Origin of the sequence: Duganella violaceipulchra (genome assembly GCF_019166075.1) — a bacterium.
Taxonomy (GTDB): Bacteria; Pseudomonadota; Gammaproteobacteria; order Burkholderiales; family Burkholderiaceae_D; genus Rugamonas; species Rugamonas violaceipulchra.
In genome coordinates this window covers 268,414-294,081 of record NZ_JAHTGR010000003.1, presented here as the reverse complement: position 1 = coordinate 294,081, position 25,668 = coordinate 268,414, and the positions used below count along the sequence as shown (strand labels likewise).

Here is a 25,668-nt window from a genome sequence, read left to right as displayed (position 1 = left end):
AAATCAGGCGTTTACGAGCTGCATAAGCGGGCGAGAAAGCCGTGTATGAGCAAAGAACTGTTTTGGGATAAGAAAAAGCGTCCCCAAAAAATTTTTGTTTACTCACATTTCGTGCCTGTGGATATCCATAGACTTATCCACATGTCGTAAACGCCACTTTATGCGAGAAATCAGATGAATTTGGCATCAATTTTTCCTCATCCCATCATCCAGGGACCTACTGCCGGCGGCAACAACACCCCCGCGCAAGTGGCTGCGGTCTCGCATGCCGGCGGACTGGGTTCGCTGGCTTGTTCCTTACTTTCGCCAGACACCATCCGCACCCAGACCGCGCAGATCCGCGCCCTGACCGACAAGCCGTTTTGCCTCAATTTCTTCGTGCTGGAAACGCCCAAGCCGGACCCGGACGAAGTGGCCCGCGCCATGGAATGGCTGAAGCCGATCGCCGCGTCGCTGGGCTGGAGCGAGGTGCCTACGCCGGCCAAATGGTGCGAAGACTTTGCCGCCCAGTTTGAGGCGCTGATCGAGATGCGTCCCGCCGTGGCCAGTTTTACCTTCGGCATCCTCAGCACCGAGCAGATTCGCCGCCTGCACGACGCCGGTATCTTCGTCATCGGCACCATCACCCACGCCGACGAAGCGCTGGCCTGGCAGAGCAGGGGAGCCGATGCGGTGATCGCTTCCGGCACCGAGTCCGGCGGCCATCGCGGCACCTTCATCGGCGCGCAGGAAGACGCCAAGCTGACCACCTTCGAGCTGCTGCCGACCATCGTCGAGGCGGTGCATATTCCGGTGATCGCCGCCGGCGGCATCATGGATGGCGCCGATATCAAGCGCGCGCTGGATGGCGGCGCCCAGGCGGTGCAGATGGGCACGGCGTTCCTGGTATGCGATGAATCGTCGATCAACCCGATTTACAAGCAGCGTTTGCTGACGGCCGGCGATCATCCGACCCGGCTGACGCGCACCTTTTCCGGTCGCTATGCGCGCGGCCTGGAGAACCGCTTCATGCGTGAAATGGCGCCGGTGGAAAAACAAATCCCGGCCTACCCGATACAAAACGCACTGACCGGCGCGATCCGGGCGGAGGCGGGCAAGCGCGGTGAGACGGAATTGATGTCGCTGTGGTGCGGCACCGGCGTCGCGCGCGTCCGGCCGATGCCGGCGGCAAAACTGGTTGAAACATTGCTGGCGGAGATAGCGGCCGCCTGACCGAAACAGCACTCTTGGGGGAGAAGTTTTTGGAATCAGCAGGCATTTACGATTACATCATTATTGGTGCAGGCTCGGCGGGCTGCGTGTTGGCAAACCGTTTGAGCGCGAACAGAAACGCGAATGTCCTGCTGATCGAGGCGGGTGGACGAGATGATTATGTGTGGATCCATATTCCTGTTGGATATCTGCATTGCATAGATAATCCGCGGACCGACTGGATGTTCCGCACCGAGGCCGATCCGGGCCTCGGCGGGCGCAGCCTGCTCTACCCGCGCGGCAAAGTCCTGGGCGGCAGTTCCTCCATCAACGGCATGATCTACATGCGTGGCCAGGGCGGCGACTACGACCGCTGGGCCGAGCTGACCGGCGACGACAGCTGGCGCTGGCAGTCGGTGCTGCCGCTGTTTAAAAAGAGCGAGGATTATCACGGTGGCGCTTCCGAACTGCATGGCGCCGGCGGCCCGTGGCGGGTGGAAAAGCAGCGCTTGTCGTGGCAAATCCTGGACGCGTTCCGCGATGCGGCGGAGCAGGTCGGCATCCAGAAAGTGGACGACTTCAATCGCGGCGACAACGCCGGCTGCGGCTATTTCGACGTCAATCAAAAACGCGGCATTCGCTGGAACACGTCGAAGGCGTTTTTGAAACCGGTGTCGATGCGGCCCAACCTGACCATCATGACCGGCTGCCACGTGGAACGTTTGCAGATCGAAATGAGCGATCGCGGTCCGGTGTGCAAGGGCGTGATTTTCACCGGCGGCGGCACCCAGTTCAGCGCCACCGCCGACAAAGAAACCCTGCTGGCGGCTGGCGCCGTTGGTTCTCCACACATTCTGCAATGCTCCGGCATCGGCGCGGCCGACAGCTTGCGTCAGCATGGCATCGAGCCGCTGGCGGATCTGCCCGGCGTTGGCGAAAACCTGCAAGACCATCTGCAACTGCGCATGATCTACAAGCTCGGTGGCGGTGCGCGCACGTTGAACACGATGGCTTCCAGCTGGTACGGCAAGATGAAAATCGGCCTCGAATATGCGATGTTCCAGAGCGGGCCGATGTCGATGGCGCCTTCGCAGCTGGGCGCCTTTGCGCGCTCGGACGCCGCGCAGGCCACGCCGAATCTGCAGTATCACGTGCAGCCGCTGTCGCTGGAAAAATTCGGCGAACCCTTGCACGCCTTCCCCGCGTTCACGGCCAGCGTGTGCAATTTGCGCCCGACTTCGCGCGGCCATGTGCGCATCGCCAGCGCCAATTCGTATGCGCCGCCGAAAATTTCGCCGATGTATTTGAGCACGCCGGAAGACCGCAAAGTCGCCGCCGCCGCCCTGATGTTGACGCGCCAGATCGTCGCCGCGCCGGCCTTGCAACGCTACGCGCCGGAAGAATACAAGCCCGGCATTCAGTACCGCACCGAGGAAGAACTGGCCCAGGCGGCGGGCGCGATCGGCACCACGATTTTCCATCCGGTAGGCACCTGCAAGATGGGCCGCGCCGACGATCCAAGCGCCGTGGTGGACAGCGCGCTGCGTGTAATTGGCGTACACGGACTGCGTGTGGTGGACGCTTCCGTCATGCCGTTCATAACTTCCGGAAATACCAACTCTCCCACCATCATGATCGCAGAGAAAGCTTCAGAGCTGATCCGTTCAGAGTGGAAATGAAACCCTGTGCCCGCTAGGCCTAGATCAAAAGCGGACCGTAGTTATACTGTATTGTTAGCCAATTTGTTACTGTGTATGATCTAAAAAAATTTAGTAGTTTGAAAAGAATAACAAGGAGACAGGATGTCCGGCGTTATCTTGGAAACAAAGCATCTGACCAAGGAATTCAAGGGATTCACCGCGGTCAATGATGTGAACTTAAAAGTGCAGCGCGGCCACATCCACGCGCTGATCGGCCCCAATGGCGCCGGTAAAACCACATGCTTCAATCTGCTCACCAAATTCCTGGTGCCCACTTCCGGCCAGATTCTTTTCAACGACAAGGACATCACCTTCGCCAAGCCGGCGCAGATCGCCCGCATGGGCGTGATCCGGTCGTTCCAGATTTCCGCCGTCTTCCCGCACCTGACGGTGCTGCAGAATGTCCGCATCGGATTGCAGCGCCAGCTCGGCACCAGCTTCAATTTCTGGCAGAGCGAACGGTCGCTGAGCAAGTTGAACGACCGCGCCATGCAGTTGCTGGCCGAGGTCGACCTGACCGAGTTCGCCGACACCGTCACCGTCGATATGCCTTACGGCCGCAAGCGCGCTTTGGAAATCGCCACCACCTTGGCGATGGAACCGGAGCTGATGCTGCTGGACGAACCGACCCAGGGCATGGGCCACGAAGACGTGCACCGCGTGACGGAATTGATCAAGAAAGTGTCGGCCGGCCGCACCATCCTGATGGTCGAACACAATATGAAAGTGGTGTCCGGCATCTGCGACAAGATCTCCGTTTTGCAGCGCGGCGCGATGCTGGCCGAAGGCACATACGCCGAAGTTTCAAGTAATCCACAAGTGATGGAAGCCTACATGGGTACCGAAGCCGCCGTACTGGAAGGAGCCCACTGATGACGGCCGCTCTGGAAATCTCCAACCTGCAAACCTGGTACGGCGAATCGCATATTTTGCACGACGTGAACCTGACGGTGCAGCCCGGCGAAGTGGTCACGCTGCTGGGCCGCAACGGCGCCGGCCGCACCACCACCTTGCGCGCGATCATGGGTCTGACCGGCGCCCGCAAGGGTTCGATCAAGGTCAACGGCGAGGAAGCGATCGGCATGCCGACGCATAAAATCGCCCACCTCGGCATCGGTTATTGCCCGGAAGAGCGCGGCATTTTCTCGTCGCTGTCGACCGAGGAAAACCTGATGCTGCCGCCGCAGCTGGCGACCGGCCAGAAGGGCATGTCGGTCGAGGAAATCTACGCGATGTTCCCCAACCTGGAGGAGCGCAAGCACAGCCAGGGCACGCGCCTGTCGGGCGGCGAGCAGCAGATGCTGGCGGTGGCGCGCATCCTGCGCACTGGCGCGCGCCTGCTGCTGCTCGATGAAATCTCCGAAGGCCTGGCGCCGGTCATCGTGCAGGGCCTGGCCCGCATGATCACCACGCTCAAGGCCAAGGGCTACACCATCGTCATGGTGGAACAGAATTTCCGGTTCGCCGCCCCGCTGGCGGACCGGTTTTATGTGATGGAACACGGTCAGATCGTCGAGACCTTTGTTGCATCGGAATTGAGCGCCAAGATGCCGGTGTTGACCGAGCTTTTGGGCGTCTGAAGTTTGCAAGGCAAGTGTAAAAAAATAAGCAATAACACTACTTCTTGAACCAACGGAGACAACATGAAACTAAAAGCCATCACCATCGCAGCCACCGCCGTGTGCGCATTCGGCCTGTCCTTTGCTGCACAAGCCCAGGTTTCCGGCGACACCATCAAGATCGGCTTTATCACCGATATGTCCGGCTTGTACACGGACATCGACGGCGCCGGCGGTGCCGAGGCCATCAAGATGGCGATAGCCGACGCCGGCGTGGTCATCGCCGGCAAAAAGGTCGAGTTCATCTCCGCCGACCACCAGAACAAGGCCGACATCGCCGCCTCCAAGGCGCGCGAATGGTTCGACCAGCAGGGCGTCGACCTGCTGATCGGCGGCACCAACTCTGGCGCCAACCTGGCCATGGCCAAGGTCGCGGCCGAGAAGAAGAAAGTCTTCATTTCGATCGGCGCCGGCTCGGCCCGTTTGACCAATGAGGAATGCACGCCGTACACGATCCACTACGCCTACGACACCATCGCGCTGGCGCGCGGCACCGGCGGCGCCATCGTCAAGCAGGGTGGCAAGAGCTGGTACTTCATGACCGCCGACTATGCTTTCGGCCAATCGCTGGAAAAAGATACCGCGGAAGTGGTGAAAGCCAACGGCGGCAAGGTGCTGGGCGCGGTCAAGCATCCGCTGTCGGCGTCGGACTTCTCGTCCTTCCTGCTGCAGGCGCAGTCGTCGGGCGCGCAGATCCTGGGCCTGGCCAACGCCGGCGGCGACGCGATCAACTCGATCAAGGCCGCCAACGAGTTCGGCATCACCAAGAAAATGAAACTGGCCGGCCTGCTGATCTTCATCAACGACGTGCACTCGCTGGGCCTGAACCTGACCCAAGGCATGTACCTAACCGACGGCTGGTACTGGGACGCGAACGCCGACACCCGCGCCTGGTCGAAGCGCTACTTCGAGAAGATGAAGAAGGAACCGTCGATGCTGCAGGCGGCCGACTACTCGGCGGCGGCCAACTACCTGAAGGCGGTCAAGGCCGTCGGCAGCGACGACACCGACAAGGTCATGGCTTACCTGAAGGCGAACAAGATCAACGACATGTTCGCCAAGAACGGCGTGATCCGTCCGGACGGCCGCATGGTGCACGACATGTACCTGATGGAAGTGAAGAAGCCGTCGGAATCGAAATATCCATGGGATTACTACAAGGTCGTCGCCACCATTCCGGGCGACCAGGCTTACGCCACCAAGGCGGAAACCAAATGCTCGCTGTGGAAATAAGCTGAGTTGTACACAGGCCGGGCGCCCCTGCCCGGCCTTTTTCTGGTGCCACGCCTGCCCGTCCGGGACGGCGATCTTTATATTGTGATCTCATGGAAATATTCGGCTACCCCTTGCCCATGATTATGAGCCAGCTGATGCTGGGCCTGGTCAACGGCTCCTTCTATGCCATGCTGTCGCTCGGCCTGGCGGTGATCTTCGGCCTGCTGAACGTGATTAACTTCTCGCACGGCGCGCTGTACATGATGGGCGCGTTTGTCGCCTGGATGGGCATGGCCTACCTCGGCCTGAACTACTGGGTGATGCTGGTGCTGGCGCCGCTGGTGGTCGGCGTGTTCGGCATCGTCATCGAAAAGACCATGCTGCGCTGGCTCTACAAGCTGGACCATCTCTACGGCCTGCTGCTGACCTTCGGCATCACGCTGCTGGTCGAAGGCGTGTTCCGCTCGTTCTACGGCGTGTCCGGCCAGCCGTTCCAGGTGCCGGAGGCGCTGGCCGGGGCGACCGACCTCGGCTTCATGGTGCTGCCGAACTACCGCGCCTGGGTGGTGGTGGCGTCGGTGGCGGTGTGCCTGTCGACCTGGTTCGTCATCGAGAAGACCAAACTCGGCGCCTACCTGCGCGCCGGTACCGAGAATCCCAAGCTGGTGGAAGCCTTCGGCATCAACGTGCCGCTGATGGTCACGCTGACCTACGGCTTCGGCGTCGCTTTGGCGGGCTTTGCAGGGGTGCTGGCGGCCCCGGTGATCCAGGTGCAGCCCCTGATGGGTCAGAACCTGATTATCGTCGTATTCGCCGTTGTAGTGATCGGTGGCATGGGGTCGATCATGGGCTCCATCCTGACCGGCCTCGGCCTGGGCATTATCGAAGGCCTGACCAAGGTGTTCTACCCCGAGTTTTCGTCGACGGTGGTGTTCCTGGTGATGGTCATCGTGTTGCTGATCCGTCCTGCCGGCTTGTTCGGCAAAGAAAAATAAGAGGCCGTAGATGAACAAAAATATAGGTTACCTGATCGCCTTCGCAGTCGCGCTGGCGGCGCCGTTTATCGGCTATCCGATCTTCCTGGCCAAGCTGTTGTGCTTTGCGCTGTTCGCCAGCGCCTTCAACCTGCTGATCGGCTTTACCGGTTTGCTGTCGTTCGGCCACGCGGCCTTCTTCGGCGCCGCCGGCTACGTGGCCGGCAACGCGATGAAGATGTGGGGCTGGCCGGTCGAGCTGGGCCTGCTGGCCGGCGTCGCGGCCGGCGCCTTGGTCGGCCTGGTGATGGGCGCGCTGGCGATCCGCCGCCAGGGCATCTACTTCTCGATGATCACGCTGGCGCTGGCGCAGATGGTGTACTTCGGCGCGCTGCGTGCCGGCGAGTTCACCGGCGGCGAGGACGGCCTGCAAGGCGTTCCACGTGGAAAACTGCTGGGCCTGGTCGACCTGTCCAACGATACCGCGCTGTACTTCTTCGTGCTGGGCGTGGCCGTGCTGGCCTTCATGCTGATCGTGCGCACCGTGCATTCGCCGTTCGGCCAGGTGCTGAAGGCGATCAAGGAAAACGAGCCGCGCGCGATTTCGCTGGGCTACGATGTGGACAAGTACAAGCTGCTGGCCTTCGTGCTGTCGGCCGCGCTGACCGGCCTGGCCGGCGCGTCCAACATGCTGGTGCAGGGTTTCGAAACGCTGACCGACGTGCACTGGAGCATGTCGGGCCTGGTGATCCTGATGACCCTGGTCGGCGGCATGGGCACGTTCGCCGGTCCGATGCTGGGCGCCATCCTGATCATCGCGCTGGAAAACAAGCTGGGCGATTTCGGCATCTTCATGGTCGCCCATACCGGCATCGAATGGTTCAACACCATCGGCGAAGCGGTCAACATGGTGATCGGCTTTATCTTCATCGTTTGCGTGCTGTTGTTCCGGCGCGGCATCGTCGGGGAGATCGTCGCCAAGTTCGCCTTCAACAACGGCAAAAAACCGGCTTGATGTAGCGCACACGCCGGACGTTCTGTCCGGCGTTTTTTTTTCATCGGTAGTAAATTTTCGTCTGGCCGCCGGCCGGAGTGGGAGTAGTCCGTCTGTAACTTTTATCGACATAGAGGATGACATGCATATCAACAAAATTACGCTGGCGCTGGCCGGCATTGCGCTGACCGCTTGCGGTGCCAATGAACACGACACGGCCGAGGATTTGAACGTGCTGCCGGCGTATCTGGGCACCATCAGCAGCAAGACCTACGACGGCACCACCGACGATTTGCTGACCGCCGGCCTGGGCGCGACCAGCCTGGCCGGCGCCACGCCGGCCTATGCCGACCCGGCCAATCCCAGCGCCGCCGAGCTGCGCCGCAACGCCATCTACGCCAACTACCGCGCCGTGCTCGACATCAACGCCAACAGCGGCTACGGCACCTTGTACGGCCCGAATGTGGATGCCAAGGGCGCCATCGGATCGGGGCAGGGCATGATAGGCGGCACCGAGTACATCGCTTACTCGGACGACGGCACGGGCAACCAGAACGTCACGTTGATGGTGCAGATACCCACCGGCTTCGACATCAACAATCCCTGCATCGTCACCGGTACCTCGAGTGGATCGCGCGGCATATATGGCGCCATCGGCAGCGCCGGCGAGTGGGGCTTGAAGAACAATTGCGCCGTGGCCTACGCCGACAAGGGCAGCGGCACCGGCCTCTACACGTTTGACGACGACAGTGTGAACCTGCAGAACGGCGTGCGCGCCACCCGCACCGCAGCCGGCAAGAACGCCATGTTCGCACCGGCATTGAGCGATGCCGACCGCGCCGCGTTCGCCTCGTCGTCGCCGGCGCGCATCGCCTTCAAGCACGCGCACTCGCAACAGAACCCGGAAAAGGATTGGGGCAAGGTCACGCTGCAATCGCTGGAATTCGCCTTCTATGTGCTGAACGAGAAGTACGGCGTGCTGGCCAAGGACAACAAAAGCCACATCGTGCGCCTGACGCCGAAGAACACGGTGACGATCGCCTCCAGCATCTCCAACGGCGCCGGCTCGGCCCTGCTCGCTGCGGAACAGGACACCAAGGGCCTGATTGGGGGCGTGGCGGCCACCGAGCCGCAAGTGCAGCCCAAGACCGCCACCGGCTACACGGTGCGCCAGGGCGGCGTCAACGTGACAGGGCAGGGCAAGGCGCTGTTCGACTACTCGACCTATGCGGCGCTGTACCAGCCGTGCATCGCCTCCACGGCGGCCGCTCCAGGCCGCTGCACGGCACTGGCCGCCAAAGGCTTGTTGACCGGCGCCGACCTGCCGTCGCAGCAGGCCGATGCCAAGGCGCGCCTGAAGGCTTATGGCTGGCTGGTGGACTCCGACGTCCTGCAAGCTGCGCACGCCGGCACCAACATCCTGGTGGCGGTGACGTATGCCAACGCCTATGGCAAGTTCTCGGTGACGGACAAGGTGTGCGGATTCTCGTTCGCCGCAACCGATGCGACGGGCGCGCCGGTGGCGTTCACGGCTGCGCAAAAGGCCAGCAGCTTTGCCACGCAAAGCGGCATCGTCGGCAGTGTGGTCTATGAGAATTCGGTGGGCGGAGCCAGGGCCTACAACCTTGGCGTGTCGCCGAGCAGCACGCTGGCGGACCAGTCGCTGGACGGTTTCCTGTGCCTGCGGTCGCTGGCGACGGGTGTCGATCCGGTCACCGGCAACGCCCTGAGTGCGACGCTGGCCGCGCAGAGCGCGCGCGTGAAGGCGGGCATGGCGGAGGTGGCGGCGACCGGCAATCTGCACGGCAAGCCGGCCATCATCGTGCACGGACGCAGCGACGCGCTGATTCCGGTCAACTTTGCTTCACGTTCCTATGTGGGCCTGAACGCATCGGCGGAGGGCGGGGCAAGCAAGCTGCGCTACATCGAGGTGACCAACGCCAACCACTTCGACTCGTTCACCAACGCGCTGCCGGCCAATATCGTACCGCTGCATGTCTATCTGTTCCGCGCGCTGGATGCGATGCTGGCCAATCTGCGCAGCCCAGCCGTGGCCTTGCCGCCGTCGCAGGTGGTGCATACGGTGCCGCGCGCTGATAACACGACGCTGATCACCGTGGCCAACGTGCCGCCGATCGCCGCAGCGCCTGGCGCCAACGCGATCACGGTCAGCGGCACCACGGTCGATGTGCCGAACTGACGTAACCCGTAGAGCCTGGGGTCTGACCCCGCATGGGGTCAGACCCCTTCGGAGCGCCGTGCGGGGTTAAAGCGCGGCCAGGTAGATCGCCCTCGCATCGTCGCGCGTGACGGTGCGGGGGTTGTTTCCCAACAAGCGGGTCTGGAGCATGGCGTCGTCCGCCAGCCGGTCCAGATCCGTTTCCTTGATTCCCACCTGCTGCAAGGTCCGCTCTATCCCCGTGATGGTGGCGATTTGTTGCATCGCAACAACCAATGCCTCCGCCCTCGCTTCGACGCTGCCGCTGGCCTGAGGCACGACGATCTCCGCCAGTTCCGCATACAGCGTGGCGGCCTCCGGTGCATTGAAGCGCAGCACGTGCGGCAATACCAGCGAGTTCGACAGCCCATGTGGCACGTGGAATATGCCGCCTATCGGATATGCCAGCGCATGCACCGCCGCCACCGGCGCGTTGGAAAACGCCTGTCCCGCCAACATCGCGCCGAGCAGCATGGCCTGGCGCGCCGCCAGGTCGCGGCCGTTTTCGCAAGCGCGGATCAGGTTGGCCGACAGCAGGCCCAGGGCCTTGCGCGCAAAGATATCGGACAGCGGGTTCTTTTTGTGGCGGCTGGTGTAGGCCTCGATGGCGTGCACCATCGCGTCGATGCCGGTCGCGGCGGTGACCATGGGTGGCAGGCCGATGGTCAGCTCGGCATCGAGCAATGCCAGATCGGCATAGAGTTGCGGCGCGACGACGCCCATCTTTGTGGTAGTGCCGGTGGTGACGATGGCGATGTTGGTGACCTCCGAGCCGGTGCCGGCGGTGGTCGGAATCTGCACCAAGGGCAGCCGCGCACCCTGCACATTGCCGATGCCGTAGATCGCGCTGAGCGGCTGCTCGCTGCCGGCCAGCACCGCGATCAGCTTGGCGACGTCCATCGAGCTGCCGCCGCCAAGTCCGATGACGAGGTCGGTCCGATGTTTGCGGGCGGCCGCGACGGCATCCAGCACCACCTGCTCTGGCGGGTCCGCCACGACCTTGGAGTAGATCTCGACCGCCACGCCGGCGGCGCGCAGGCTGGCGGCCGGCGCCTCGACCAGGCCGGTTGCCAGGAAGCCGGGATCGGTGACGAGCAGGGCGCGCCTGGCCGTCGGGAAACGCTGGACCATATGTTCGCCCAATCTTCCGGCTGCGCCGAGCTCGGAAACGATGTGGGCGACGGTGCTGAATGCGAACGCTGGGAAATCGGTCATGGCGGTTCCAGGGTGGTGGATTTCACGTGAAGCTTACCTCATGCGGGGGCCTTGTGCCTGTCGCGGTCTATGCGGGATGCGCATAAGCCGCTCTGAATTTCTTCCGTACAATGTAGCCTTCGCAAGCGTTGAGGATGGCAAGGTGATGGTCGATTATCTGGTGTTGGGCGTGGCGGCGTTCGGTGCGGGTCTGGTGGACGCGGTGGTCGGGGGCGGGGGACTGATACAGCTCCCGGCGATGTTCTCAGTGCTCCCCAATATGGCGCCCGCCACGCTGATCGGCACCAACAAGCTGGCCAGCATCTTCGGCACCGGCGTTGCGGCCGTTAGCTATGCGCGCCGGGTTGCCATCGCCTGGTCGGTTGCCACGCCGGCTGCGCTTGCAGCGTTGATCTTCGCCTTCCTCGGTGCGTACACGGTGACCAAGGTGTCGGCCGAGTTCATGCGCCTGCTGTTGCCGGTGGTGCTGGTGGCGGTGGCCATCTACACCTTCGCCAAGAAGGACTTCGGCAGCGTGCACGCGCCCATCCATTCGGGTGCGCGGGAACAGACGCTGGCGCTGCTGATCGGCGCCGGCATCGGTTTCTACGACGGCTTCTTCGGCCCCGGCACCGGCAGCTTCCTGGTGTTCCTGTTTGTGCGCATTTTTGGCTTCGACTTCCTCGGCGCCTCGGCCGTGGCCAAGGTCGTCAATGTCGCCTGCAACTTTGCCGCGCTGATCTGGTTCGGCTACAGCGGCCATCTGATCTGGCAGTTGGGCGCGATGATGGCAGTGGCCCAGATCGCCGGCTCCATCATCGGCTCGCGCATGGCGATGAAGCATGGCAGTGGATTTGTGCGCAAGCTGTTCCTAGTCGTGGTGTCGATATTGATCCTGAAAACTGGCTACGATGCATGGTTGCGGTGGTGACACTGTTTCACGTGGAACAAAATTGGGGCTCTTATTGGGAACGATAAGGGCCCTTTTCAACGTTTCACGTGGAACAATCCAACGATATTTTTTTGCTTAAAAAAGTCGCAGCCACAAAAAGACTCTATAATCTGACCTTGATCCCTTCGCTTTAACCAATTCCAACATGCTATTTCCTACAAAATTCGACGTCATCGTCGTCGGTGGTGGTCACGCCGGCACCGAGGCGGCCCTCGCTTCGGCCCGCATGGGCCAGAAGACCTTGCTGCTCACGCATAACATTGAGACGCTGGGCCAGATGTCGTGCAACCCATCCATCGGTGGTATCGGCAAAGGCCATCTGGTCAAAGAAGTCGACGCCATGGGCGGCGCCATGGCCATCGCCACCGATGAGTCCGGCATCCAGTTCCGCATCTTGAACTCGTCCAAAGGCCCTGCCGTGCGCGCCACCCGCGCCCAGGCCGACCGCATCCTGTACAAGCAAGCCATCCGTTCGCGCCTGGAAAACCAGCCCAACCTGTGGCTGTTCCAGCAGGCGGTCGACGACCTGATGGTGGAGGGCGACCGCGTGATCGGCGCCGTCACCCAGATCGGCCTGAAGTTCCTGGCGCCGGCCGTCGTGCTGACCGCCGGCACCTTCCTCGACGGGAAGATCCACGTCGGCCTGCAGAACTACTCGGCCGGCCGCGCCGGCGATCCACCGGCGATCTCGCTGTCGGCCCGCCTGAAGGAACTGAAGCTGCCGCAAGGCCGCCTGAAGACCGGCACGCCGCCGCGCATCGACGGCCGCAGCATCGACTTCTCGCTGATGACCGAACAGCCTGGCGACCTCGATCCGGTGCCGGTGTTCTCGGTGATGGGCAATGCCGCCATGCATCCAACGCAGATGCCGTGCTGGGTCACGCACACCAACACCGAGACCCACGACATCATTCGTGCCGGCCTGGACCGCAGCCCGATGTACACCGGCGTCATCGAGGGCGTCGGCCCGCGCTACTGCCCGTCGATCGAGGACAAGATCCACCGCTTCTCGTCCAAGGAATCGCACCAGATTTTCCTGGAACCGGAAGGCCTGACGACCAACGAATTCTATCCAAACGGCATCTCCACCAGCCTGCCGTTCGACGTGCAGATCGCCCTGGTGCGCTCGATGAAGGGCATGGAAAACGCCCACATCCTGCGTCCCGGCTACGCCATCGAATATGATTATTTCGACCCGCGCGGCCTCAAGGCGTCGCTGGAAACCAAGGCCGTTGGCGGCCTGTACTTCGCCGGCCAGATCAACGGCACCACCGGCTACGAAGAAGCGGCGGCGCAGGGCATGCTGGCCGGTATCAACGCCGCGCTGCAAACCCAGGGCCGCGAAGCCTGGACGCCGGCCCGTTCCGAAGCCTACCTGGGCGTGATGGTCGACGACCTGGTCACACAGGGCGTGATGGAACCGTACCGCATGTTCACCAGCCGCGCCGAGTATCGCCTGAGCCTGCGTGAAGACAATGCCGACATGCGCCTGACCGAAATCGGCCGCAAGCTGGGCTGCGTCGGCGATGCGCAGTGGCAGGCATTCGAGACCAAGCGCGAAGCCGTCGCGCGCGAACTGGAGCGCCTGCGTTCCACGTGGGTCAATCCACGCATCCTGGAAGCGGCCGAATCCGAGCGCGTTATCGGCCAGGCGATCGAGCGCGAGTACTCGCTGGCGAACCTGCTGGCCCGTCCAGGCGTCGACTACGACAAGCTGATGAGCCTGTCCGGCATCGACGGCCGCGAGCTGGCCGGTCCCGGCGTGGCCGACGAGGCGGTGCGCGAACAGGTGGAAATCCAGCTCAAATATTCGGGCTATATCGACCGCCAGACCAAGGAAGTCGAGCGCCACGAGCACTACGAAAACCTGAAATTGCCGGAAGGTTTCAACTACCTGGACATCACCGCGCTGTCGGTGGAAGTGCGTCAGAAGCTGCACGCGCAGCGTCCGGAAACGCTGGGCCAGGCATCGCGCATTTCCGGCGTGACGCCGGCGGCGATTTCGCTGCTGCTGGTGCATCTGAAGAAGGCCGGTTTCGGCGGTTTTTTGAATCAAAAAGATGAGGCTGTTCAATGAAGGTGTTTGACCGTGTAGCAATTGCGGATGTTTTAAAACAAGGCATCAACAGTCTGAAGCTGGGCCTCGGCGACGACCAGGTGGAGAAATTGCTGGACTATCTGGCGCTGCTGAACAAGTGGAATTCGGTGTACAACCTGACCTCGGTGCGCGATCCGATGCAGATGGTCACCTTGCATGTGCTCGATTCGCTGGCGGCGGTGCCTGCCTTCGCCGGCGCGCAGAACGTGCTGGACGTGGGAGCGGGGGGCGGCTTGCCGGGCATGGTGCTGGCGATCAGCCGTCCGGATATGAAAGTGTCGATGATCGACACGGTGCACAAGAAGACCGCGTTCCTGAACCAGGTGAAGGCGGAGCTGGGCCTGGCCAACGTGACGGTGTACACCAAGCGCGTGGAGCAGCTGGAAGTGAAGACAAAGTTCGACGTCATCACCTCGCGGGCTTTCGCCGACCTGTCCGACTTCGTCAACTGGTCGGGGCACCTGCTGCAAGAGGGCGGGCGATTCATCGCCCTGAAAGGCACGGCGCCGGCAGAGGAGCGCGAGCGACTGCCAGAGCCATGGAAAGTGCAGAAACTGGAGCCTTTAGAAGTGCCGGGGCTGGACGCGGAGCGCCACCTGGTTTTCATCCAAGCCGAAACTAAGTAAATGATTTATACGATATAAATGGTTTATACAGTTTATTCTGTATAAACAGTATAAATCGTTTATATCGTTTTAATAGTATAAATAATTAAGAAGCACAACCCAAAGAAATACATGGCGAAAATTTTTTGCGTAGCAAATCAAAAGGGTGGCGTAGGTAAGACTACCACGACGGTTAACCTGGCCGCCGGATTGGCAAAGCTGAACCAGCGGGTACTGCTGGTCGACCTGGACCCGCAGGGCAATGCCACGATGGGCGCGGGCATCAACAAGGCGGGACTGGCCGCATCGACCTATGAGGTGATGCTGGGTGAATCCGACGTGGCCACCGCGCGCCAGCGTTCGGAGCCGGGCCAGTTCGACGTGCTGCCCTCCAACCGCGAGCTGGCCGGCGCCGAAGTCGAGATGGTCTCGCTGGAGAACCGCGAGCGCCGCTTGAAGGATGCGCTGGCCCTGGTCGACAAGGAGTACGACTTCATCCTGATCGACTGCCCGCCGGCGTTGTCGATGCTGACCCTGAACGGCCTGTGCGCCGCGCACGGCGTCATCATCCCGATGCAGTGCGAGTACTACGCATTGGAAGGTTTGTCCGACCTGGTCAACACGATCAAGAAGGTGCACGCCAACCTGAACCCGGACCTGAAGATCATCGGCCTGCTGCGCGTGATGTTCGATCCGCGCATGACGTTGTCGCAGCAAGTATCGGCCCAGCTGGAGCAGCACTTCGGCGACAAGGTCTTCAAAACCATCATCCCCCGCAACGTACGCCTGGCCGAAGCGCCGTCCTACGGCCTGCCGGGCGTCACCTTCGATCCATCCTCCAAGGGTGCGCAGGCGTATATCGCCTTCGGCGCCGAGATGGTCAAGCGCATCAAGAAAATGTAAGGCAATCACATGGCAACCAAAAAACTCAAAGGCCTCGGTCGCGGCTTGGACGCGCTGCTCGGCGGCGACGGCGACATCACCACCCCGGACGCCAACACGCCGTCCGAACTCCCGGTCACGCAAATGCAAGCCGGCAAATATCAGCCGCGTACCCGTATGGATGAGGGCGGCTTGCAGGAGCTGGCCGCGTCGATCAAGACCCAGGGCATCATGCAGCCTATCCTGGTGCGTCCGGTCGGCAGCGACAAGCTGACCGGCGCCATCAAGTACGAGATCATCGCCGGCGAGCGCCGTTTCCGCGCCGCGCAAATCGCCGGCCTGGAAGTGCTCCCGGTGTTGGTGCGCGACGTGGACGACCAGGCCGCCGCCGCGATGGCCCTGATCGAGAACATGCAGCGCGAGGATTTGAATCCGCTGGAAGAGGCGCAGGGCATCCATCGCCTGATCACCGATTTCAGTTTCACGCACGAACAGGCGGCCACGGCCGTTGGCCGTTCGCGCAGCGCCGTGTCCAACCTGTTGCGCCTGATGAACCTGGCCAACCCGGTGCAGACCATGCTGATGGCCGGCGATATCGACATGGGCCACGCCCGCGCGTTGCTGTCGGTGGATGCGGCCACGCAGATCAACCTGGCCAACATGGTTATCGCCAAACGGTTATCGGTGCGTGAAACTGAAAAGTTGGTGGCAAAAACTATCGAGGATCAAAAAGCTTCGCCGACCGAAGCGCGCCAGAAAGAGAAGTCCGGCGACATCGTGCGGCTGGAAGAAGAGCTGTCCGACAAGCTGGCCACGCCGGTCGTATTCAAGATGGGCAGCAAGGGCCGTGGTCAGATGATCATCGACTTCGCCGACCTCGACATCCTCGACGGCGTCCTCGCCCGCCTGCGCGCCTAACCCTGGGGTCAAGTCTGACATTCGGACACGAGCTCTGCAGTAGAAGCACTGCTACTGCAGAGCTCGTGTCCGAATGTCAGACTTGACCCCCCGATGTTGCGCTGGAGCCAATAAAAGACGAAAACGCTTAACTGGTTCCAACTTGGTGCAACCGGCTTGGAATTGTTTATAAAAGCGTCGCTTTCGTGCACCAATTGCTCTGCTGCGGTGCAGCAATGTTTGACGTGATACAGTAAAGACACATATAATCCCGTGTCTTTGGGTTTTATCGGCTTTTCAGGGAGCTCGCCAGATGAATGATTCGACGAGTATTTCCAAGCCGGTGTTTAAAGTTGTCGCCCTCCAGTTAGCCATCGCAACTGGATTCGCCTTGCTCGCCTGGAACTTGGGCGGAGTACTCAAAGCTTGGTCGGCCGCCTATGGCGGAGCAATCGCAGTCATCGGGAGTCTGATGTACGCGATGATTGTTGCGGGCGGAACAAATGACGCCAAAAAAGCTTTCCGGTCGCATGTACGCGCCGAAGTTGTAAAAATATTTATCACGGTAGTGCTGTTTGTGTTGGCACTGGCGCTGTTTCAGTCGGCCTCTTGGTTATGGCTGATCTTGGGTTTCGCGGTGGCAACCTTAGCTTATTGGTTTTCACTGCTCGCAATTTAATCACCAAAATCTAATACTTTTATGACCACAGAAAACGCTGTAGGGGCACACGAAGCGCCCACCTCCATTGAGTATATTCAGCATCACCTGTCGCACCTGAAGTCCGCGGACGGCGCTTTTAACCTGGACACGTTCTGGGTTTCGGCCATTCTGGGCTTGATTTTCCTCGGCGTGTTCTACATGGCTTCGCGCCGTGCGACCGCCGGTGTGCCGGGCAAGCTGCAAAACTTCGTCGAAGCCGTCATGGAGCTGGTCAACGAAGTCGTCAATTCCGCATTCCACGCCAAGAGCAAGGTCATCGCACCGCTGGCCATCACGATCTTCTGCTGGGTTTGGCTGATGAACGCGATGGACTTCCTGCCGGTCGATCTGCTGCCTAAGCTGCTTGGCTACGCTGGCGTCCACAAACTGCGTGTCGTGCCGACCGCGGACGTCAACCACACTTTCGGCATGTCGTTCGGCGTCATGCTGTGCATTATTGGTTTCTCGATCAAAGCCAAAGGTCTCGGCGGCTGGGGTAAAGAGTTGCTGACCGCTCCGTTCCACGCCCACGGCTTCATGGCCGTCGTGCTGGCTCCGGTCAACTTCGCCTTCCAGATGATCGAGTTGCTGGCTAAGCCACTGTCGCTGTCGCTGCGACTCTTCGGCAATATGTACGCCGGCGAGCTGCTGTTCATTCTGATCGCTCTGCTGCCATGGTGGGCGCAGTGGCTGCTGGGTGGTCCTTGGGTTATCTTCCACATCCTGGTGGTGACCCTGCAAGCGTTTGTGTTTATGGCGTTGACTGTTGTGTATCTGAGCCTCGCGGTTGAGAAACATTAAGCAACAAATCGTTTTAACTTTTTAGTATCTGTAGTCTTTTTTAAAATCTTAGGAGAAATTCAATGCAAGCTCTGATCGCACAAGTACAAAGCATGACCGTTCTGGCCGCAGCAATCATCATCGGCCTGGCCGCTATCGGCACCGCACTCGGTTTCGCAATTCTGGGCGGCAAATTCCTGGAAGCTTCGGCTCGTCAACCAGAACTGATGCCACAACTGCAAACCAAGCTGTTCGTTATCGCTGGTCTGCTGGATGCGATCTCGATGATCGGCGTCGGCGTTGCCCTGCTGTACACCTTCAGCAACCCGTTCCTGGCAGCTGTTCTGGCGGCACATTAATTCGCTCCCTTCTAGGAGAAACTTTTAGTTAGGAGCAAAGGTATGGACATCAATATGTCTCTCATCGGTCAGATGATCACCTTCGCGGTGTTGGTCTGGGTTTCGATGAAGTTCGTATTTCCATCGCTGAATGCAGCGTTGGATGAGCGTGCCAAGCGTATCGCTGACGGTCTGGCTGCGGCCGACCAAGGCCAGCAAGCGATGGTAGTGGCTGAGAAGCGCGCCAGCGAAGCGCTGGCAGGTGCACGCGAAGAAGCTTCGCAACGCGTTGCCGACGCTGAAAAGCGCGCGCAACTGGTGGCAGAAGAAATCAAAGCAAATGCACAAGCCGAAGCGGACCGCATCATTGCGCAAGCCAAGGCCGACGCCGATCAGCAACTGGCCAAAGCGCGCGACACGCTGCGCGCTCAGGTGGCTGACCTGGCTGTGAAGGGCGCCGAGCAAATCCTCAAGCGCGAAATCAACGCGTCGGCCCACGCCGATCTGTTGTCGCGCCTGTCTGTCGAGCTGTAATCATGGCAGAAAACGCAACCGTCGCCCGTCCCTACGCGGAAGCTTTATTCCGCGTAGCCCAAGCAGGTAAGGAATCGTTCAACCTCGCGGCGTGGTCCGAACTGGTGGCCGAACTGGCCCAGATCGGTGCCCACCCCGAGGTGCAAGCATTCGCCCGCAACCCGAAAGCGTCGGCTAGCGATGTGAGCGCCGCTATTTCGGCACTGGTCAAGTCGCCGCTGAACACGGAAGCGAAAAACTTCCTGGCGATGCTGGTCGACAATGGCCGCATCAGTCTGCTGCCGGAAATCGGCGCGCAATTCCAGGCGTTGAAAAACGCCGTGGAAGGTGCGGCAGACGCCGACATCACCAGCGCCTTCGACCTGAGCTCGGCTCAAGTGAGCGAGCTGGTCGCCACGCTGGAGAAGAAATTCAGCCGCAAGCTGAACCCGGTCGTGACCGTGGATCCAGCGTTGATCGGTGGCGTGCGCGTCGTTGTTGGCGATCAGGTGCTGGACACGTCGGTCCGCGCCAAGTTGCAGCAATTGCACGTTGTGCTGGTCGCGTAAGCGCCGCTTAGAACAGATTCTTCCCCTCGCGCAAGCTGAGAGAAACACTTTTAGGAGTTAGTATGCAACTCAACCCATCTGAAATCAGCGAGCTGATCAAGAGCCGTATCGAAGGCCTTGATGGCGGCGCTGAAGTACGCAACCAAGGCACGGTTATTTCCGTCGCCGACGGTATCGTTCGCATCCACGGCCTGTCGGACGTGATGCAGGGCGAAATGCTGGAATTCCCTGGTAACACCTTTGGTCTGGCGATGAACCTGGAGCGTGACTCCGTCGGCGCCGTGATTCTGGGTGCTTACGAGCACATCTCCGAAGGCGACACGGTCAAGTGCACCGGCCGCATTCTGGAAGTGCCGGTCGGTCCTGAACTGCGTGGCCGTGTGGTCAACGCCCTGGGCCAGCCGATCGACGGCAAAGGCGCCATCGACGCCAAGCTGACCTCGCCAATCGAAAAGATCGCTCCAGGCGTTATCGCCCGTGAGTCCGTCTCGCAGCCTATGCAGACCGGTCTGAAGTCGATCGACGCGATGGTACCAATCGGCCGTGGCCAGCGCGAGCTGATCATTGGCGACCGTCAAACCGGTAAGTCCGCCGTGGCGGTTGATGCGATCATCAACCAAAAAGGCCAGGGCATGACCTGCATCTACGTGGCGATCGGTCAGAAAGCCTCGACGATCAAAAACATCGTGCGTTCGCTGGAAGCGCATGGCGCGATGGAATACACCATCGTCGTCGCCGCCACCGCATCGGAATCGGCAGCGATGCAGTACATCTCGGCCTACTCCGGCTGCACCATGGGCGAGTACTTCCGCGACCGCGGTGAAGACGCCCTGATCGTGTACGATGACCTGTCGAAGCAAGCAGTTGCCTACCGTCAGATCTCGCTGCTGCTGCGCCGTCCACCAGGCCGCGAAGCCTACCCGGGCGACGTGTTCTACCTGCACAGCCGTCTGCTGGAACGCGCAGCACGCGTCAACGCCGACTACGTCGAAGCCTTCACCGGCGGCGCAGTCAAAGGCAAGACCGGCTCGCTGACCGCACTGCCGATCATTGAAACCCAGGCTGGCGACGTTTCGGCGTTCGTGCCAACCAACGTGATTTCGATTACCGACGGCCAGATCTTCCTGGAAACCTCGCTGTTCAACGCCGGTATCCGTCCTGCGATCAACGCCGGTATTTCGGTGTCGCGCGTCGGTGGCGCCGCCCAGACCAAGGTCATCAAAAACCTGTCCGGCGGTATCCGTACCGACTTGGCGCAGTACCGTGAACTGGCTGCGTTCGCGCAGTTCGCTTCCGACCTGGACGAATCGACCCGCAAGCAGCTGGACCGCGGCGCCCGCGTGACCGAACTGCTGAAGCAGGCTCAGTACTCGCCGCTGCCGATCTCCCTGATGGCCGCTTCGCTGTTCGCAGTGAACAAGGGCTTCCTGGATGATGTCACGGTCAAGCAAGTGCTGTCGTTCGAGGCTGGCCTGCACGGCTACCTGAAGACCAAGCAAGCCGACCTGCTGTCCAAGATTGAAGCATCGAAGCAACTGGACAAAGACGGCGAAGCAGCGCTGTCGGCCGCCATTGCCGACTTCAAGAAATCCGGCGCATATTAAGCTAAACGGCGGTCCCGGCTGAACCCTGGATCGCCTGCAGCGCAGAAGGAGTAAGGACTCATGGCAGCAGGCAAAGAGATACGTGGCAAGATCAAGAGCGTAGAAAATACGAAGAAGATCACCAAGGCGATGGAAATGGTCGCCGCATCGAAAATGCGCAAAGCGCAGGATCGCATGCGCGCCGCCCGTCCCTACAGTGAGAAGATTCGCAATATCGCCGCTAATCTGGCTACCGCAAATCCGGAATACACCCACCCGTTCCTGGCTGAAGAGCAAAAGGAACAGGCGAAGGCAGTTGGCTTCATCGTCGTCACCACGGACAAAGGTCTGTGCGGCGGCATGAACACCAACGTGCTGCGCATGGTGACGGCGAAAACCCGTGAGCTGGAAACAGCCGGCAACAAGATTGCCGCGGTAGCTATCGGTAACAAAGGTTTGGGTTTTTTGAATCGCGTGGGCATTCCTGTCGTTGCGCAAGTAACGCAGATCGGCGACACGCCGCACCTGGAAAAACTGATCGGACCTGTCAAGGTCATGCTCGAGAAATTCCAGAACGGCGAAGTCGACGCAGTCTACCTGTGCTACACCAAGTTCATTAACACGATGAAGCAAGAGCCGGTAGTGGAGCAGTTGCTGCCACTGCCAGCGGCGAAGACGCAGGCCGACGCGGGTAATCACAACTGGGATTACATCTACGAGCCGGATGCTGCGACCGTGATTGATGAGCTGCTGGAGCGCTATGTTGAAGCGCTGGTGTACCAGTCGGTGGCGGAAAACCTGGCGTCCGAGCAATCGGCGCGTATGGTGGCGATGAAGGCTGCGAGCGACAACGCTGGCAGCGTGATCGGCGAACTGAAGCTGATCTACAACAAAACCCGCCAAGCTGCGATTACCAAAGAACTTTCCGAAATCGTCGCCGGTGCGGCTGCGGTTTAAACGAATTAAACTATATAGAAGGAACGAACATGGCTGATGGCAAAATCGTTCAGTGTATCGGCGCTGTGGTGGACGTAGAGTTTCCACGCAACGCGATGCCTAAGGTATTCGATGCCTTGAAAATGGCTGGCTCCGAGCTGACCCTGGAAGTACAACAACAGCTGGGCGACGGCGTGGTCCGTACCATTGCTCTGGGTTCGTCCGACGGCCTGCGCCGCGGCATGATGATCCAGAACACCGGCAAACCAATCATGGTGCCAGTGGGCAAAGCGACCCTGGGTCGCATCATGGACGTGCTGGGCAACCCGATCGACGAATGCGGCCCGGTGTCGCACGAGCAGACCGCGTCGATCCACCGCGCTCCTCCTGCGTACGACGAACTGTCGCCATCGCAAGAGCTGCTGGAAACCGGCATCAAGGTGATCGACCTGGTGTGCCCGTTCGCCAAAGGCGGTAAAGTCGGCCTGTTCGGCGGCGCCGGCGTCGGCAAGACCGTGAACATGATGGAACTGATCAACAACATCGCCAAGGCGCACTCGGGTGTTTCCGTGTTTGCCGGCGTGGGCGAGCGTACCCGCGAAGGTAACGACTTCTACCACGAGATGGCCGATGCTAAAGTGGTCGATCTGGAAAATCCAGAGAACTCCAAAGTGGCGATGGTCTACGGCCAGATGAATGAACCACCAGGCAACCGTCTGCGCGTCGCGCTGACCGGTCTGACCATGGCGGAATCGTTCCGTGACGAAGGCAAGGACGTTCTGTTCTTCGTCGATAACATCTACCGCTTCACCCTGGCCGGTACCGAAGTATCCGCACTGCTGGGCCGTATGCCTTCCGCAGTGGGTTACCAGCCTACCCTGGCCGAAGAGATGGGCCGTCTGCAAGAGCGCATCACCTCGACCAAGACCGGTTCGATCACCTCGATCCAGGCCGTCTACGTTCCAGCGGATGATTACACCGATCCTTCGCCTGCAACCACCTTCGGTCACCTCGATTCGACCGTCGCCCTGTCGCGTGACATCGCCTCGCTGGGTATCTACCCTGCGGTCGATCCACTGGACTCGACCTCGCGCCAGCTGGACCCGCTGGTCGTCGGTCAAGAGCACTACGACACCGCCCGCGCAGTACAGATGACCCTGCAGCGCTACAAAGAACTGCGCGACATCATCGCGATTCTGGGCATGGACGAACTGGCGCCGGAAGACAAGCTGCTGGTGGCACGCGCACGTAAGATGCAGCGTTTCCTGTCGCAGCCGTTCCACGTTGCTGAAGTGTTTACCGGTTCGCCAGGTAAATACGTTTCGCTGAAAGACACGATCAAGGGCTTCAAAATGATCGCTTCCGGCGAACTCGATCACCTGCCAGAACAAGCGTTCTACATGGTCGGCACGATCGACGAAGCTATCGAAAAAGCCAAGAAGCTCAACTAATCATTGAGTTTCGATTGCGGCCTCGCGCGAGCGGGGCCGCATCACACCGACAGGACACACATGGCAAACACTATACACGTGGACGTGGTTTCCGCCGAGGAGTTGATCTACTCGGGCGAAGCCGAATTCGTCGCGTTGCCGGGCGAGCAGGGCGAGCTGGGGATCTATCCCAAGCACACGCCGCTGATCACCCGCATCCGTCCGGGCGCGGTGCGCATCCAGGTACCAGGTCAAGCCGAGGAAGAATTTGTCTTCGTCGCGGGCGGCCTGCTGGAAGTGCAGCCGGGCGCCGTGACGGTGCTGGCCGATACCGCGATTCGCGGCAAGGATCTGGACGAAGCCAAAGCAACGGCGGCCAAGAAACGTGCCGAAGAAGCGCTGGCGAACAACTCGTCCGGTATCGACTACGCGAAAGCGCAAGCCGAACTGGCGGCGGCCATCGGCCAGCTGGCGGCGATCGCCAAGCTGCGCGCCAAGCACTAAGCAACGCCACACAGTCAAAGGCGGCTTCGGCCGCAACGGACGGCCCGGTCGAGTTTTCGACCGGGCCGTTTTTATTTCAGACCAGGCTGGCGTCGTCTATCGTGCTGGCGAGCAGCTCGGCAAAGGCACTCGCCGCCGCGCTTTGGTAAGCGCCTTTCCGGCTGAGCAGCGCGACGCTGCGATGAGGGAAGGCCGGCGTCAGCGCGACCGACCGCAGCGCCGAATTGTCGCGGACGATCGCGTCCGGCAGTATCGTCGCCACCTTTCCCCGGCGGACGATTTCAACGATGCCGCTGATCGTGTTGGCTTCGATCGCAATCCTCGGCGCAATCCCGTGGGTCTGGAAGTACGCGTCCACATGCGCACGGGTCGCAAAATCGGCCGTCAACAGCGCCAGCGGCGTCGACGCCAGATCGGCGGCGCCGATGGCGCGCGGGCGCAGCGCAAAAGGATGACCGGCGCCGACCACCACGCTGAGCTTTTCAACAAACAAGCTGCGGCAATCCAGTTCCGCCGACCGCACCGCGCTGAAGGCGATGGCGAGATCCACCTCGTCCTGCGCCAGCGCGGATTCAATCGCGTCCAGCGCCATTTCACGGATGCCGAGCTTGATGCCGGGATAGCGGGTATGGAAACGCTCGATCACCGGTCCCACCAGATAGGCGGTGAACGTCGGCGTCATGGCCAGCCTGAGCACGCCGCGTGACAGGTCACGCACGTCATGTATCGCGCGCTCGCCCGCTTGAAGTTCCCTCAACGCCCTGCGCGCATGGCCGATATACGCTGTACCTGCATCGGTCGGTCGCACCGTGCGGCCGGTCCGGTCCAGCAACTGCACCCCTAGCGACTCTTCAAGTTGCCTGATCTGCTGCGACAAGGCCGGCTGCGACACATGCAGCGCCTCGGCGGCGCGGGTGAAATTGCTGTGCTCCGCCACGGCGAGCAGATAGCGGATGTGACGTAGTTGCATGTCCTGAACTATAAGCATTGATTATGGATTTCATTGTATATGAGTCTTGGACACAATAGCTGAACCGCTCCATCATGACCTTACTGCTACACCACCTTAGGAGAAACGCCATGAAGTCCATCGTCGACGGAGTTATCAAGTTTCAGCAACAGGCGTTCCCGGCGCTGTCATCGCTGTTCAAGCAGCTGGCCACCACCCAAAGCCCCACAGCGCTGTTCATCACCTGCTCGGACAGCCGGGTCGTGCCCGAACTGCTGACCCAGCAAGATCCGGGCGACATCTTTGTGATCCGCAATGCCGGCAATATCGTGCCCTCGTACAGCTCCGAACCCGGCGGCGTCACCGCCACGGTCGAATATGCGGTCGCGGTGCTGGGCGTGACCGATATCGTGGTCTGCGGCCATTCGGACTGCGGCGCGATGACGGCCATCTCCAGCTGCAAGTGCCTGGATCATTTGCCGGCCGTCGCCGGCTGGTTGCGCCACGCCGATTCGGCCAAGGTCGTCAACGCATCCCGCACCCATATCTCACCGGCTGCGCGCCTGAATTCGATGGTGCGTGAAAACGTCATCGCACAGCTGGTCAACATCCGTACCCATCCGTCGGTCGCGCTGGCGCTGGAACAAGGTCGCTTGAATCTGCACGGCTGGGTCTACGACATCGAGACCGGATCCATCGTGGCCCTGGATGGCGAGACCAACAGCTTTGTCCCGCTCGCCGAATTTCCACAAACCCGCGCTATGCAAGCCAAGCATAGCGCCCTGGTCGCCTGACCGTCTTCACCCCCCGTTGATAAAGGAAAATAC

At 60.8% G+C, this 25,668-nt stretch carries 25 protein-coding genes; 23 read left to right on the top strand and 2 right to left on the bottom strand.

Annotated elements, in window-relative coordinates:
• Positions 1 to 174 precede the first annotated feature (174 nt).
• The 8 genes from KVP70_RS07275 to KVP70_RS07240 all read left to right on the top strand — a co-directional run bounded on the left by KVP70_RS07275 (position 175) and on the right by KVP70_RS07240 (position 9,893).
• A complete protein-coding gene (locus KVP70_RS07275; RefSeq protein ID WP_217941473.1) occupies positions 175 to 1,212 on the top strand; it encodes an NAD(P)H-dependent flavin oxidoreductase in 1,038 nt (345 codons plus the stop codon).
• Between the two features lie 29 nt (positions 1,213 to 1,241).
• Positions 1,242 to 2,870: a GMC family oxidoreductase gene (locus tag KVP70_RS07270; protein ID WP_217941472.1), complete on the top strand. Its 1,629-nt coding sequence runs from the start codon at positions 1,242 to 1,244 to the stop codon at positions 2,868 to 2,870.
• A gap of 123 nt (positions 2,871 to 2,993) precedes the next feature.
• Positions 2,994 to 3,764, top strand: a complete 771-nt coding sequence (locus tag KVP70_RS07265) for an ABC transporter ATP-binding protein (RefSeq protein ID WP_217941471.1) — start codon at positions 2,994 to 2,996, stop codon at positions 3,762 to 3,764.
• Entirely contained in the window at positions 3,764 to 4,471 is a 708-nt protein-coding gene (locus KVP70_RS07260) for an ABC transporter ATP-binding protein (RefSeq protein ID WP_217941470.1), read from the top strand. The genes KVP70_RS07265 and KVP70_RS07260 overlap by 1 nt, the downstream gene beginning before the upstream one ends.
• Before the next feature lie 63 nt (positions 4,472 to 4,534).
• Positions 4,535 to 5,743, top strand: coding sequence for an ABC transporter substrate-binding protein (locus tag KVP70_RS07255; RefSeq protein WP_217941469.1), 1,209 nt, complete (start codon positions 4,535 to 4,537; stop codon positions 5,741 to 5,743).
• A gap of 92 nt (positions 5,744 to 5,835) precedes the next feature.
• A complete protein-coding gene (locus KVP70_RS07250) occupies positions 5,836 to 6,720 on the top strand; it encodes a branched-chain amino acid ABC transporter permease (protein WP_217941468.1) in 885 nt (294 codons plus the stop codon).
• Between the two features lie 10 nt (positions 6,721 to 6,730).
• Positions 6,731 to 7,714 carry a branched-chain amino acid ABC transporter permease gene (locus KVP70_RS07245; protein ID WP_217941467.1) on the top strand — a complete coding sequence of 328 codons (984 nt, stop codon included), beginning with the start codon at positions 6,731 to 6,733 and terminating at the stop codon, positions 7,712 to 7,714.
• 121 nt (positions 7,715 to 7,835) lie between these two features.
• Positions 7,836 to 9,893 (top strand): 3-hydroxybutyrate oligomer hydrolase family protein, encoded by a 2,058-nt coding sequence (locus tag KVP70_RS07240; RefSeq protein ID WP_217941466.1) that lies wholly within the window; start codon positions 7,836 to 7,838, stop codon positions 9,891 to 9,893.
• Between the two features lie 66 nt (positions 9,894 to 9,959).
• Here KVP70_RS07240 and KVP70_RS07235 read toward each other — a convergent pair whose 3' ends face one another.
• The gene (locus KVP70_RS07235) at positions 9,960 to 11,126 is read right to left on the bottom strand and encodes an iron-containing alcohol dehydrogenase (protein WP_217941465.1); all 1,167 of its coding nucleotides are present in this window, start codon (positions 11,124 to 11,126) and stop codon (positions 9,960 to 9,962) included.
• Between the two features lie 145 nt (positions 11,127 to 11,271).
• On the opposite strand from KVP70_RS07235, the gene KVP70_RS07230 reads away from it, so the two are divergent.
• The 14 genes from KVP70_RS07230 (at position 11,272) to KVP70_RS07165 (ending at position 23,892) form a co-directional block, all read left to right on the top strand.
• Complete coding sequence (locus KVP70_RS07230; RefSeq protein WP_217941706.1) at positions 11,272 to 12,036, top strand: sulfite exporter TauE/SafE family protein; 765 nt, start codon at positions 11,272 to 11,274, stop codon at positions 12,034 to 12,036.
• Between the two features lie 166 nt (positions 12,037 to 12,202).
• On the top strand, positions 12,203 to 14,134 hold the full coding sequence (gene mnmG / locus KVP70_RS07225) for a tRNA uridine-5-carboxymethylaminomethyl(34) synthesis enzyme MnmG (protein WP_217941464.1): 1,932 nt from the start codon (positions 12,203 to 12,205) through the stop codon (positions 14,132 to 14,134).
• On the top strand, positions 14,131 to 14,781 hold the full coding sequence (rsmG, locus tag KVP70_RS07220; RefSeq protein WP_217941463.1) for a 16S rRNA (guanine(527)-N(7))-methyltransferase RsmG: 651 nt from the start codon (positions 14,131 to 14,133) through the stop codon (positions 14,779 to 14,781). The genes mnmG and rsmG overlap by 4 nt, the downstream gene beginning before the upstream one ends.
• Before the next feature lie 111 nt (positions 14,782 to 14,892).
• On the top strand, positions 14,893 to 15,663 hold the full coding sequence (locus KVP70_RS07215) for a ParA family protein (protein ID WP_026334773.1): 771 nt from the start codon (positions 14,893 to 14,895) through the stop codon (positions 15,661 to 15,663).
• A 9-nt stretch (positions 15,664 to 15,672) separates the two neighbouring features.
• Positions 15,673 to 16,560, top strand: coding sequence for a ParB/RepB/Spo0J family partition protein (locus KVP70_RS07210; RefSeq protein WP_217941462.1), 888 nt, complete (start codon positions 15,673 to 15,675; stop codon positions 16,558 to 16,560).
• A 292-nt stretch (positions 16,561 to 16,852) separates the two neighbouring features.
• Positions 16,853 to 17,218 carry an ATP synthase subunit I gene (locus KVP70_RS07205; protein WP_036622994.1) on the top strand — a complete coding sequence of 122 codons (366 nt, stop codon included), beginning with the start codon at positions 16,853 to 16,855 and terminating at the stop codon, positions 17,216 to 17,218.
• 21 nt (positions 17,219 to 17,239) lie between these two features.
• Positions 17,240 to 18,040, top strand: a complete 801-nt coding sequence (gene atpB, locus KVP70_RS07200; RefSeq protein ID WP_217941461.1) for a F0F1 ATP synthase subunit A — start codon at positions 17,240 to 17,242, stop codon at positions 18,038 to 18,040.
• Positions 18,041 to 18,102: 62 nt separating this feature from the next.
• Positions 18,103 to 18,378 (top strand): F0F1 ATP synthase subunit C, encoded by a 276-nt coding sequence (gene atpE / locus KVP70_RS07195; protein WP_008443432.1) that lies wholly within the window; start codon positions 18,103 to 18,105, stop codon positions 18,376 to 18,378.
• A 42-nt stretch (positions 18,379 to 18,420) separates the two neighbouring features.
• The gene (locus KVP70_RS07190) at positions 18,421 to 18,891 is read left to right on the top strand and encodes a F0F1 ATP synthase subunit B (protein ID WP_020703971.1); all 471 of its coding nucleotides are present in this window, start codon (positions 18,421 to 18,423) and stop codon (positions 18,889 to 18,891) included.
• 2 nt (positions 18,892 to 18,893) lie between these two features.
• A complete protein-coding gene (locus tag KVP70_RS07185; protein WP_217941460.1) occupies positions 18,894 to 19,439 on the top strand; it encodes a F0F1 ATP synthase subunit delta in 546 nt (181 codons plus the stop codon).
• Between the two features lie 62 nt (positions 19,440 to 19,501).
• Positions 19,502 to 21,043 (top strand): F0F1 ATP synthase subunit alpha, encoded by a 1,542-nt coding sequence (gene atpA / locus KVP70_RS07180; RefSeq protein ID WP_217941459.1) that lies wholly within the window; start codon positions 19,502 to 19,504, stop codon positions 21,041 to 21,043.
• Positions 21,044 to 21,103: 60 nt separating this feature from the next.
• Positions 21,104 to 21,979 (top strand): F0F1 ATP synthase subunit gamma, encoded by an 876-nt coding sequence (gene atpG / locus KVP70_RS07175; protein ID WP_020703974.1) that lies wholly within the window; start codon positions 21,104 to 21,106, stop codon positions 21,977 to 21,979.
• A 29-nt stretch (positions 21,980 to 22,008) separates the two neighbouring features.
• Positions 22,009 to 23,409 (top strand): F0F1 ATP synthase subunit beta, encoded by a 1,401-nt coding sequence (gene atpD, locus KVP70_RS07170; RefSeq protein WP_026334776.1) that lies wholly within the window; start codon positions 22,009 to 22,011, stop codon positions 23,407 to 23,409.
• Between the two features lie 60 nt (positions 23,410 to 23,469).
• A complete protein-coding gene (locus KVP70_RS07165; protein ID WP_026334777.1) occupies positions 23,470 to 23,892 on the top strand; it encodes a F0F1 ATP synthase subunit epsilon in 423 nt (140 codons plus the stop codon).
• A 76-nt stretch (positions 23,893 to 23,968) separates the two neighbouring features.
• Here KVP70_RS07165 and cynR read toward each other — a convergent pair whose 3' ends face one another.
• Positions 23,969 to 24,862 (bottom strand): transcriptional regulator CynR, encoded by an 894-nt coding sequence (gene cynR / locus KVP70_RS07160; RefSeq protein WP_217941458.1) that lies wholly within the window; start codon positions 24,860 to 24,862, stop codon positions 23,969 to 23,971.
• A 110-nt stretch (positions 24,863 to 24,972) separates the two neighbouring features.
• On the opposite strand from cynR, the gene KVP70_RS07155 reads away from it, so the two are divergent.
• A complete protein-coding gene (locus KVP70_RS07155) occupies positions 24,973 to 25,635 on the top strand; it encodes a carbonic anhydrase (protein WP_217941457.1) in 663 nt (220 codons plus the stop codon).
• The last annotated feature ends 33 nt before the right edge of the window (positions 25,636 to 25,668 follow it).